Below are 11,874 nucleotides of genomic sequence, written 5' to 3'. Positions count from 1 at the left end.
TCGGGAAAACTTTTTATTACATTTTTAACGAGTTGAGACTATTTGCCTTGCTACGTGTTTTTACCATTTTATCGTGTCTATTTAGTGCAACCGTGAGTGCGGCATTAGATTGTAATGTAGATCTAAAATACGGATTTATTATCGATCACAATCGCATCCGTGTGGTTGACGGTCATATTACACGTTATCAAATCAATGACTTTAATCAGCTGATTGTTGGCGGTCACTGGATTACTTTAAGTGAGAAACAACGCGAAGATGTGCGTGCTTTGGCAGAAAGTGTGCATGAGGTGATGCCACAAATGACTCTTATGGCGGTTGATGGTGTTAAACTTGCCGTGGATACGGTACAGCAGGTGTACATTGGTTTAGTGGGCACTGATCATAAAAGTTATGAAAAATTAACCTCAGCGCTGGAACGAGTAAAGAAGAAAGTTGATAAGAAATTTATCCATTCTGGTGATAACTACTATGTTGGACCGGGAAGTCTGGAAAATGTTGATGAGTTGGTGGATCAACAACTAGAAGAAGAAATCGAGCAAGCCATTGATACTTCTTTAGGCGGAATTTTATCTGCTATTGCAGGCTTAACATCAGGCTCAGACGCCGATATGGAAAGACGGGTCAATGAGTTATATGAACGCCTTGAATTGATGGGGGCGCACATTGAGCGCAACATTGAGCCAAGAACGGGATCTTTACGCAAAAAAGCACAATGGTTTTGTGAGCGCATTGAAAGCCTGAATGATATTGAAGAGCGCCTTCGAGAGTCCATCCCACAGCTTCAACCCTATGATGCAATTGTGGTTGGGCCTTAAGCCTTAGTCGTAAATAAATCCTAAATCTCTAGCCAAACTTAGCAATCTAAAAACAACGTCAGCAACTCATTTAAAAACCGCTTTCCGAGTTCGGTTGTTTCCCAGTGTGTGTGGGTTTCCGCTAACCAGCCTGCATCTATGGCCTTTTGCAAACCTTGTTGAATAACCGGTGTGGTGGAATTAAGCCCGGTATGAGCGGCCAATCTTTCCTTTGGGCAAGCTTCGAACAAACGGAATTGATTCATGAAAAATTCGAAGGGAAGGTCGTCGGCTTCTACCAACCATGCTTGGTCCAGATAGGCTTTCTTAGTATCCATGTAGCCTTTTGGATGTTTCACTTTTACTCGTCGTTGAATGCTACCATGACTCGCTTGTGTGATTTTCCCGTGGGCACCGCAACCAATGCCAATGTAGTCACCAAAGCGCCAATAATTAAGGTTATGTTGGCAACGATGCTCTGGTTTACTATAGCCTGAAATCTCATATTGCTGATAACCTGCTTCTTGAAGCAGCGCTTGTCCCGCTTCTTGAATATCCCATAACATTTCATCTTCTGGCAATAATGGCGGTTTGGAATGGAACAAGGTGTTTGGCTCAATGGTAAGCTGATACCAACTAATATGGGGGGCATTAAGCGCAATAGCTTGTTGCAAATCGTCCAAAGCTAAGTGTGCATTTTGTTTCGGCAACCCATGCATTAAATCAATGTTAAAACTGTTTAAGCCAATTTGGTTGGCTTGTTTAATGGCTTCGATGGCTTGATGAGGATCGTGAATACGGCCCAAAATTAATAAGTGGTGTGCCTGAAAACTTTGCACACCAACTGAAATGCGGTTAACGCCAGCTTGTTTGAAACCTAGAAATTTGCCTGCCTCAACGGTTCCGGGATTAGCCTCTAAAGTGATTTCTGCCTGTTGGCTAACGTTAACGCGTTGTCGCACGCCTTGAAGGATTCGCTGAATGCCCGCCGCGGAAAATAGGCTTGGCGTACCACCACCAAAAAAGAGGCTTTTCACTTCTCTGTCGCCTACCAGTTTTGCCTCTTCTTCCAAATCTGCGAGCAAGTGAGAAATATACTCGTCTTCAGGAATATCTTGTTTCAGCCCATGAGAGTTAAAGTCGCAATAGGGACACTTTTGCACGCACCAAGGGATATGGATATACAACGAAAGAGGAGGCGACTGCATAGGCTTAAATAGCGCGTGTTTTTAGTTGCTGAAGTAATTGTTGCAATGCTTTTCCACGATGGCTCATGGCGTTTTTATCCGCTTTACTTAATTCCGCTGCTGAGCATTGCTTATCTTCTACCCAGAATACGGGGTCGTAACCAAACCCTGCATCACCTTGGGGTGAGGTTAGAATCTTACCTTCCCATTTTCCATGACTAATAAGGGGAGTAGGGTCTCGCTCACTTTGCATGAACACCAGCACACAGTTAAAGTGCGCGCTTCGCGCTTCGTCTGTCGTCGAAGCTAGCTGAGTAAGCAAGTGCTGAATATTTGCTTGGTCAGATGCATCGACGCCTGCGTAGCGAGCTGAATACACTCCCGGCGCGCCACCTAAAGCATCAACCGATAAACCGGAATCGTCTGCAATGGCTGCAAGCCCAGTGTATTTTGCTGCATTACGCGCTTTGATAATGGCATTTTCGACAAATGTGGTGCCAGTTTCTTCTGCTTCTGGCACGTCGAATTGAGATTGCGGCAATACTTCAATGCCAAGGGGCTCAAGCATGGATTGCAGTTCTTTCACTTTGCCTTGATTTCCGGTGGCAAGCACGATTTGTTGTTTTATCTGTGTCATAACCTTTGCTTTTATACGAATTCACTTTTCTTACTGATGACTCAACAAACCAAAGTAACGGGTCGTCAGAGGCATTTATTTAGATTTTTTGTTTACCTTAGGCGCGCTTTTCTTCTTTTTGTCATCTTTTTTCTTTTTAGGCTTTTTCTTAGTGCTCGCCACTTTGTGCTTAGGACGCAAGCCTTCAATGAATTGCGGCTTCAGCTTTTGCTCTGTGTAACGTTCTATCTTGCTGAGCATGGCCATGTCGTGGGCTTCAATTAGTGATATGGCAATACCTTTTTGTCCTGAGCGACCTGTGCGTCCAATACGGTGCACGTAAACATCCGCAGTTCTTGGCATATCAAAGTTGATAACGTGGCTCACATTTGGGATGTCGATACCTCGGGCTGCAACATCCGTGGCAAGTAGAATTTGGCACTCGCCTTTTTTGAATTTTTCCAGCGTGCTCATGCGTTTATCCTGCGCCATTTCTCCTTGTAAATAAAGGCTATGGATTTTCTGGCCTTGCAGTTGGCTTTGCAGTTGTTGCACTCGTTCTCGAGTTTTAACGAACACAATTACAGAAGTGGTGTCGTTCTGTAAAATGTGCGTTAGCAGTTGCACTTTGTGATCATAAGTATCGGCGTAGTGGATCCATTGCAGAATTTTGGGTCTTTCTTTGCGCGATGGTTCGGCGATAACGACTTCTGGCTCATTGAGAATGTTTTCTGCAAAGGTTTTAACGCCATTACCTTCAAGTGTGGCAGAGAACAACATACTTTGGCGACGCCAGCGCGCTTCTGCGCTGATTTGATTTACAATGCCGCCAAACCCCATATCTAGCATCCGGTCGGCTTCATCTAGAATCAGGCTTTCAATTTCTCGACAATCAAAGCGCTCGTTATTGATGTGTTCGAACAAGCGCCCCGGCGTGGCAACCAGAATATCAACACTTTGTTCCAACAAGCTATTATCCGTACCGTAGTTTATGCCGCCGGTAATAACACCACAGGTAAGATTGGTGTACTGACAAATTTGTTTACATTGCTCAGCAACTTGTATCGCTAGCTCGCGAGTAGGGGTAAGAATAAGCACTCGCGCTGAGCCGGGTTCGCGGCGCGGGAAATCCAATAGCATTTGGCATACAGGTAGTAAAAAGGCGGCGGTTTTTCCTGTGCCTGTGGGAGCGCTTGCCAGTAAGTCTCGGCCTTCTAACGCCACAGGGACGGCGGCTTTTTGAATACTGGTTGGCTCTTTAAAGCCCATTTCTGCTAACGCTTTGCAGATATTCTCGTCTAATAAAAATTGCTCAAACACACTTGCCACAGTTGGATACTCGTCGAGGTCTAGGAAAGGGGCAGGATTATAAAAGAATTGTAGTACAAGGGATAGCGAAACCCCTTGTACATTGTGTTTTATTGCGGTTTTGTCACGCTAGCAACAAGCTCAATACGTTTTTGCCTCACAGCTTCTTTGATGTCTGGGCCTTTAACACCAGAATCAACGATGGCTTTGACATCCACATTTTGAGCGGCGTTAAAGCATTCACGCAGATAATTAGCTTGCGGATAGCTTCGGTCTTCAAAACCGGTTCTGCCACGCGCATCGGCTTCACAGGCTAATAATATTTGTTCGAAGCGTTCGGCTCTGCGCCACACGTCCATTTTGTCGAATAACTTGACGATAGTGCTGGGCTTCAGCGTTAACGAGGTGTGTACACGAATATGCAGCTCGGCGACCAACTTTGCGATGTCTTTTGCTTTTGTGGGGCACTTTAAGCGTTCACTTAAGGCTTCAACTAACGGTACGCCCCGTACATCGTGTGCAGTATGACTCGGCCAAATTGTCGGATCGGTAATGCCTTTGCCCAAATCGTGGGTTAGTGCGGCGTAACGCACTTCAAGCTCATCAGATAATTTCGCCGCTTGTTCTAATACCATCAAGGTATGAACGCCAGTATCAATTTCTGGGTGATGTTTAGGTGGATTCGGCACTCCCCATAAACAATCTATTTCTTTAAACCAGTAGCTGAGCGCGTGAGCCTCTTTTAGCACAGCAAAATATTGTTGAGGGTCATCGCCCAATAAACTTCGTTCGGTTTCTTTCCATACACGCTCGGCGGCAAGGCTCTCTAGTTCACCAGAATGCGATAGTTCTTGCATAAGTTCGAGGGTTTCAGGTGCTAGCGTAAAACCATATTGATGATAACGCGCGGCAAAACGTGCGACACGCAAAACGCGTAATGGGTCTTCTACAAAAGCGGGAGAAACATGCCTCAAAATGCGCTTGTCTAAATCTTGTTTGCCGTTGTACGGGTCGATGAGCTTATTGTTTGCATCTAGCGCCATGGCGTTGATAGTGAGATCTCGCCGTAGTAGGTCTTGTTCCAAGGTAATGTCCGTGGAAAAGTCGCACACAAACCCCGTGTAGCCTGACCCAGTTTTGCGCTCAGTACGTGCGAGGGCATACTCCTCTTTTGTTTCAGGATGTAGAAAAACAGGGAAGTCTTTACCTACCTGTTGAAAGCCTTGGGTGAGCATGTCTTTTGGGGAAGCGCCAACGACGACCCAATCTTTATCGTAAACGGGGCGCTGTAACAGTTGATCCCGAACTGCACCACCAACAAGAAATATTTGCATTGTCATAATGGATTCAGAAAGCGTCTGCCATGATTGCTGGATTCGTATTTCGATTATCTATGGAAAATTAACTCTAGACCCTCAGCCGCAGAGAAGCAGTTGCGGAGCGTCCATGGATGGATTTACAGCGAGTCTGCGTTAATTTCTACAGATGATAAAAACCAGAACACGGTTATTTAGTCATTCATAAGTGATAGGTGTATTATGCCTCAATCTAGATATAATTGCGCTCTCGTGTGAGATTCTGGTCGAAGAAACCGTAAAGGTAATAATAAGTTATGTATCTCAATTATTTTGGTCTGAAAGACAATCCTTTCTCAATAGCACCAAACCCCGATTACCTGTATATGAGCCCTCGGCACCGAGAAGCGTTGGCGCATTTAACCTTTGGGTTAAAGGAAAGCGGTGGTTTTGTGATGTTAACTGGCGAAGTGGGAACAGGTAAAACAACCGTATCGCGTAAGTTGCTTCAAGAGCTACCGGAATCAACTCAAGTTGCCATGATCCTCAACCCCACATTGTCGGCAATGGAGCTGTTAGCAACGATTTGCGATGAGCTTGATATTGAATACAAACAACAAGAATCCAGCCTGAAATACTACACCGACAAAATTCTTAGTAAGTTGACGCAAAATCATCAAGCAGGCATGAATACCGTCTTGATAATTGATGAAGCGCAGCATTTAATGCCAGAAGTGCTAGAGCAGCTGCGTTTACTGACCAACCTTGAAACCAATCGTGAGAAGCTATTAAAAGTGGTGCTGATTGGTCAGCCAGAATTACAACAACTATTGAAGCGTAATGAACTGAGACAGTTGGCACAACGCATCACTGCACGTTATCACTTACTTCCCTTAACTGCCCCGGAAGTAAAGGAGTACGTTGCTCATCGTTTACAGGTGGCCAATGGCAGTCGCAACATTTTTACTCATCCTACATTACAAGCGGTGCATCGTATTTCCGGCGGTATTCCTCGAGTGATTAATTTGTTGTGCGATAGAGCTTTAACACTCACGGCGAGCAAGCAAATGTTAGCGGTGAAACCGCATATTTTCTTGGCAGCAGCGAGCCAAATTCTTGGAGAAGATGTGGTTGCTCAGCGTCAATCTCGTGCTTGGGTATTCGGTGTGGTGGCGTTGTTTGTGGTGTCCTTAGTGGTTGGTTTTGTGAGTGGGAGTGGTTATGGCGCATAGAGTAGCCATTGAAGATTTAAAACCGGGCATGGTGATACTGCAAATCACTCAGCAAAATGGGCCGGTACGCATTCGAAAGTCGGGCTTGGTAACAAGTGATGCCATGGTTGCCGGGCTGCGTGAAATGGGGGTTCAAGAGTTAGCGATCGACCCCGAACAAACCGTTGAACTGGATAACGCTCCTATGGCCCCTGTGGCCGCTGGGGTTTCGGTTAGTAAACAATCACAAACGCAGTTTTTGCTCCAATCTAATATCAGTCAAAGCGCAAGTGCCGCTGCGACATTGCAGGACTCTCAACTGTCAGAGCAGTTTAATCGCAGTGTATTTTTGCCAACTGCGCAAGATATTCCTGATACATGGCAGGTTTACGGTAAACGGGCAGTGTTGATTGTTGGCACGATTGTGCTTGGGTTTGGCTTGGGCTTTTTTGGAGCATTGTTGAAAAACGGTGGTTGGTTTGCGCCTATTGATGCGCAAACTCTGACGCAAAGCGCCTCAAAAGCTGACGAGAAAGGCGTCCCCAGCAATGACGAAAACAATGACGAAACAGCGTTAAAGACCTCAGATGCTATGGAAACACAGGCTCAAGTGGCGAAAGCAGAGCAGGAAAATAAAAAGGCCAAGCAAGACGCTGCACAAACACTAGCCGCTATTTCTGAAAGTGAAGAAGAAGCGCCGGAGCAAGAGCTATTAGTGCTTGGCATGCAGCCGGGAAACAAAGTAAAGCTATTAAATGAAAACGGCGAAGAGGTTAACGGTAAGGTATTAACCGATGTGCACGACAGTAATCTTAAAGACAGTGAAGCCTCAAAAGCCTTGTTGAAAAAATTGCAAAAAGCTGTTGCTGAAGTGGATGCACAAGAAGAGCCTTTAGATGCGGATTTAAAGCAACAGACAAGTGAACAAGCGCCGGATGTGCCTAGTATTAATGATATGCCTGAGTGGGTACTGTCATCCTTGCCCAAAATGTCGTTTAGTACCCATATTTATGCTACCGAACCCGCAGACCGTTGGGTTAAAGTGAATGGCAAAGAGTTGGGGGAAGGGGACTGGATTGATGGACAATTGCGAGTTGAAAGAATTGAGCCTCAACATGTCATTTTAACATTTCAGGGGCATGAGTTTAGTATGCGTGCTTTGTCTGAATGGTAGAAGGATAAGGTAAGGTACTGTGCAGGAAAGTGAAGCTAAAGCCTATTTTTTACGAGATTTAAGAAAGTCCCGAGAAGCGATTTCGGCTTTTTATAAATTGCCTCATGAGTTCAGTTCTAAGAAACACGTTTTGCAATTTCTTAAAGCGTTTCGTGACGTGCATCAAAACGTCACTTTATTTGAATACAAAAAGCCATCGCGTCATCCGTGGCATTATCAACATACGTTTTTCTATTTGGAGCCAACCGCATTTGATGAAGAAGGAATTGGCAAACTGATTATGGTGCAAAAGAGCACCCTAGATTCAAAAAAACTGATAAAAGGTGATTTGGAAGAGTTGTTAAAAGTGGATCTTGCTACAGACGCCATGTTCCACGCGCACTTTTTCATTCGCTTGATCCAACGTAGTAATTTACATGGTTTAAAACCAGCATTGGAAATTGTGGCGCATTCTCTTGCCATGTTGTTGATTTATAACCAAGAACAACGAGACAAACTCGAAATGGGGCAAACGCTGTATGTTGTGTTTCCCGATAAAGTGTTTGTTGTCACCATCGAAACCGAGCAAAAAGTGATGGTGTTTAAAACCGTATTACTGACAGATTTTATGACCGATAAACAACAGCACTTTTATGCCGATGCAATTGCGTTAGCGAAAAAGAGTCAAATCGGTTTTGAAACCTTTAAAGAGGAAAATGAACAGCTCATTCGAATGTAGGGGCTTTTTTTGGGATGAAGCAGATAACCCGATATTGCCACGATTAGGTTAAAAGCAGTCGCTCAGCCGCAGAGTAGCGGCTGTGGAGAATCCAAGGATGACTTTAAGGCGAGTTTGCTTTAACTCATCATGGGCCGATAGCGAAGTAGCCTATCTCGCTTACTAACAACACGCCCTAGACAATTTTCGATAAAAACACTTCGCGGAAGAAACGGTTTAAATTGATTTTGAATTCTTCCGGTCTCACGCCTGACATAATCTCATCTTGAGATTTCGCCAAATCCAATCGCTTCATTTCCGTGTGGTGTCCTGCTGTGACACTATAAAATGTCATGACAACAGGTTTTAATGGATCTTCAGGGTTCGATTGCACAATAATGCCCAAGCGTTCGCTTTTGAGTCGCACTAATGACCCTACTGGATGCACCCCAATACACTTAATAAATTGATGAACAAGTGACTGGTCAAGTTTACCAGAATCATCCGCGAGGAGTTTTTTCAAAGCTGCTGTGGGAGAGTGGGCTTTGCGCCAAGGTCGGTCGCTGGTTAATGCATCGTAAGTGTCGACGATGGCTGCCATACGACTATAAATCGTTATTTTGTCGCCAGACTTGTTCGCAGGATAACCAGAACCATCTAAACGCTCATGGTGGTTGACAATAATGCTCTTGACGGTTTCCGGCAAGTTATCCATTTGTTGAATCATTTCCAAGCCTAAATCAACGTGAGAATGAATAATGTCCCATTCGTTGTCGGTGAGCTTTCTTGGTTTGTCGTAAATCTCTTGTGGCACCGTGCTCATGCCTGTATCCATCAGCAAGCCAGCTAAACAAAGTTCTTCAATTAATTGTTTATCGAAGCCCATGTGCTTGGCAAAAACGCCCATCAAAATAGCAGTGTTTAAACAGTGTTGGAGCAAGTATTCTTGATCATCTTTGATCAAGGTTAGGCATTGTAAGGCATAAGGGTTGGCAAAAAGGGAATCGATAATTTTGGCACCGCTTTCTTTTAATGCATCTAGGTTGCCTATTTCACCCGTTTTTATTTTTTTCAAAAAGCGTTTATGAGCAAGTTTAGCTTGGTCGTAAAGCTTCTGCGCTTCGTTCAGTGCTTCACCTTCTGTTAGCTTTTTCGCTGGAGGGTGCAAGTCATCTTGATCTGAGTCGGTGGGGGTATCGCTTGTGGTATCTTGCCATGCTTGAATAGCTTTGGAGCTGCTCCGACTAGGATCAATTTCGAGCAATGAAATGCCTTTACCTTTCAACTTCTCGATAATGTCCCATGATTTGACGATGCCTTTGCTTTTAATGCGCAGCTGGCCCTCTTGTTCAAGAACATTGTTCACAAACATGCCGGGCGCTAAGTCATCAATGCGGATCTGAAGAAAATGATTATCTGCCATAACGCGTCTTTAAAATTAAGAAAATGGGCGATGTACTGTCTCGTTAGTATTGCCAATCGCGATATGATTGGCAATGTTTCTTTAGCAGCATAACGTTTTAGATTGAGTGGAATCAGTAAATTACTGGTTAACTACTGTAAATAAGCAGGGATCTTATCTTCAAATTGACTAATTGCCTGCTCTGCTTCCAGCGTTTGCCCAATGGCATCCAATCCTTTTATGAGATTGTGTTTATGGTGTGTTTCAATCTCGAAAGTATAATGGATACCGTTACAACTCACTTGCTGATTGGGTAAATCAATATTTATTTGGGTGTTTGGTGATGCCTGAACCGCTTGAAATAAGGCGTCTATTGCTGCGTCTTCTAAAGCTATCGGCAGCAAGCCGTTATTGATGCAGTTGCCGTAAAAAATATCGGCATAGCTATTGGCAATAATGACTTCAAAGCCAAAGTCCATTAGGGCCCAAGGTGCATGTTCTCGGCTTGACCCACAGCCAAAGTTTTCACGCGTTAACAAAATATTGGCACCAGCATGTTCTGGCTTGTTCAATACGAAATTAGGATTTGGCTCTTGTTCATGTAAATCGAGGTAACGCCAATCGTGAAATAAGTGCTTGCCAAAACCTGCTTTTGAAACCGACGTCAGAAATTGCTTGGGAATGATTTGGTCGGTGTCTACATTGGCGCTGTCTAAAGGTGCAGCCGTCCCTGTTACTATTTGAATACCTTGGTTATTCTGGCTCATTTTAGTGCTCCTTAATAAAGTTTCTGACATCGACAAAATGCCCTTTGATAGCGGCAGCAGCAGCCATAGCCGGGCTAACTAAGTGAGTTCGTGCGCCACGACCTTGGCGACCCTCAAAGTTGCGGTTGCTGGTGGATGCGCAGCGATCACCAGGGCCTAAAATATCGTCGTTCATACCAAGGCACATTGAGCACCCGGGTAAACGCCATTCAAAACCCGCCGATAAGAAGGTTTTGTCTAGCCCTTCTGCTTCTGCTAGGGCTTTAACGTTACCGGAGCCAGGTACAACGATAGCAGTGACGCCATCGGCGACTTGTCCTTGCTTGGCAATATGAGCTGCGGCTCGCAAGTCTTCGATCCGGCTGTTAGTGCATGAGCCAATAAAAACATGACTGACGTTCACATCAGTTAACTTTTGACCGGGGCTTAGGTTCATGTAAGTTAACGCTTTTTTCGTGGACTCTTGTTCTACGGCATCGGTGAAATCATGTGGTGCAGGCACGGCGCTGTTTACGCTAGCGACTTGGCCGGGGTTTGTACCCCAAGTGACTTGAGGCTCGATGTCTTCGGCTTTTAAGACAACGTGTGTATCGAAACTGGCGTCAGCATCTGAGTATAGCGTTTTCCAATAGGCGACAGCCTTCTCCCAATCTTCCCCTTTTGGTACACGTTCTTTGTTTTGTAAGTAGGCAATGGTAGTGGCATCTGGGGCAACTAATCCTGCTTTGGCTCCGGCTTCAATACTCATGTTACAGATGGTCATACGCTCTTCCATTGAAAGTGATTCAATGGCTGAGCCTGCGTATTCGATAACATGACCTGTGGCACCGGCGTGACCAATTTTGCCTATGATGGCAAGAATAATGTCTTTGGCCGTAATGCCAATAGGAAGCGTGCCGGTGACTTCCACCTTCATGGTTTTGGCTTTGGACTGTTTTAGTGTTTGTGTGGCAAAAACATGTTCAACTTGAGAGGTACCAATGCCAAAGGCCAATGCGCCAAAGGCGCCGTGAGTAGCCGTATGTGAATCGCCGCAAACCACTGTCATTCCGGGTAAAATCAAACCTTGCTCAGGTGCAATAACATGAATGATACCTTGTTTTTTGTGACCAACAGGAAATAGCTCAATGCCGAATTTATCGCAGTTATCGGCGAGGGTTTGTAGCTGTAATGCGTTGTTCTCGCCGCAAGCATCAAGAGCCAATGAGCGAGTAGAAATGCTGTGATCCATGGTAGCGAAGGTTTTGTCTGGGCGGCGTACTTTGCGACCTTTTTCGATTAAACCGGAAAACGCTTGTGGTGTGGTAACTTCATGGATTAGATGACGATCGATATAAATTAGGGTGTCGTTGCCCACTTGCTCAACGATATGGGCGTCCCAGATTTTCTCATATAACGTGCGCGACATGCTTTATGTCCT

Annotated in this window: 11 protein-coding genes; 4 read left to right on the top strand and 7 right to left on the bottom strand. The window is 44.9% G+C overall.

Annotation, left to right across the window (positions count from 1 at the left end; all coding sequences use genetic code 11):
• The first annotated feature begins 92 nt into the window (after positions 1-92).
• A complete protein-coding gene (locus HJG39_RS11375; RefSeq protein WP_268409280.1) occupies positions 93-818 on the top strand; it encodes a YggN family protein in 726 nt (241 codons plus the stop codon).
• Between the two features lie 38 nt (positions 819-856).
• On the opposite strand, the gene hemW is transcribed toward HJG39_RS11375, so the two are convergent.
• From hemW to HJG39_RS11355, 4 genes are all read right to left on the bottom strand, one after another.
• On the bottom strand, positions 857-2,005 hold the full coding sequence (gene hemW / locus HJG39_RS11370; RefSeq protein WP_268409278.1) for a radical SAM family heme chaperone HemW: 1,149 nt from the start codon (positions 2,003-2,005) through the stop codon (positions 857-859).
• Between the two features lie 4 nt (positions 2,006-2,009).
• Positions 2,010-2,612 (bottom strand): XTP/dITP diphosphatase, encoded by a 603-nt coding sequence (locus HJG39_RS11365; protein ID WP_268409412.1) that lies wholly within the window; start codon positions 2,610-2,612, stop codon positions 2,010-2,012.
• A gap of 84 nt (positions 2,613-2,696) precedes the next feature.
• A complete protein-coding gene (gene srmB, locus HJG39_RS11360; RefSeq protein ID WP_268409410.1) occupies positions 2,697-3,920 on the bottom strand; it encodes an ATP-dependent RNA helicase SrmB in 1,224 nt (407 codons plus the stop codon).
• 98 nt (positions 3,921-4,018) lie between these two features.
• Complete coding sequence (locus HJG39_RS11355) at positions 4,019-5,242, bottom strand: multifunctional CCA addition/repair protein (protein ID WP_268409409.1); 1,224 nt, start codon at positions 5,240-5,242, stop codon at positions 4,019-4,021.
• Between the two features lie 278 nt (positions 5,243-5,520).
• Here HJG39_RS11355 and HJG39_RS11350 point away from each other — a divergent pair, with 278 nt between their 5' ends.
• The 3 genes from HJG39_RS11350 to HJG39_RS11340 are packed head-to-tail and all read left to right on the top strand — an operon-like array spanning position 5,521 to position 8,306.
• A complete protein-coding gene (locus HJG39_RS11350) occupies positions 5,521-6,435 on the top strand; it encodes an ExeA family protein (RefSeq protein ID WP_268409276.1) in 915 nt (304 codons plus the stop codon).
• Complete coding sequence (locus tag HJG39_RS11345; protein WP_268409275.1) at positions 6,425-7,588, top strand: general secretion pathway protein GspB; 1,164 nt, start codon at positions 6,425-6,427, stop codon at positions 7,586-7,588. The genes HJG39_RS11350 and HJG39_RS11345 overlap by 11 nt, the downstream gene beginning before the upstream one ends.
• 19 nt (positions 7,589-7,607) lie before the next feature.
• The gene (locus HJG39_RS11340) at positions 7,608-8,306 is read left to right on the top strand and encodes a hypothetical protein (protein WP_268409273.1); all 699 of its coding nucleotides are present in this window, start codon (positions 7,608-7,610) and stop codon (positions 8,304-8,306) included.
• A gap of 175 nt (positions 8,307-8,481) precedes the next feature.
• Here HJG39_RS11340 and HJG39_RS11335 read toward each other — a convergent pair whose 3' ends face one another.
• The 3 genes from HJG39_RS11335 to leuC all read right to left on the bottom strand — a co-directional run bounded on the left by HJG39_RS11335 (position 8,482) and on the right by leuC (position 11,862).
• The gene (locus HJG39_RS11335) at positions 8,482-9,708 is read right to left on the bottom strand and encodes an HD-GYP domain-containing protein (protein ID WP_268409271.1); all 1,227 of its coding nucleotides are present in this window, start codon (positions 9,706-9,708) and stop codon (positions 8,482-8,484) included.
• Positions 9,709-9,839: 131 nt separating this feature from the next.
• Entirely contained in the window at positions 9,840-10,454 is a 615-nt protein-coding gene (leuD, locus tag HJG39_RS11330; protein ID WP_268409269.1) for a 3-isopropylmalate dehydratase small subunit, read from the bottom strand.
• A gap of 1 nt (position 10,455) precedes the next feature.
• On the bottom strand, positions 10,456-11,862 hold the full coding sequence (gene leuC / locus HJG39_RS11325) for a 3-isopropylmalate dehydratase large subunit (RefSeq protein ID WP_268409267.1): 1,407 nt from the start codon (positions 11,860-11,862) through the stop codon (positions 10,456-10,458).
• Positions 11,863-11,874: the final 12 nt, after the last annotated feature.

This window comes from Alteromonas sp. a30 (assembly GCF_026788005.1).
Lineage (GTDB): Bacteria > Pseudomonadota > Gammaproteobacteria > Enterobacterales > Alteromonadaceae > Paraneptunicella.
This window is presented reverse-complemented; position numbering and strand designations above follow the sequence as displayed.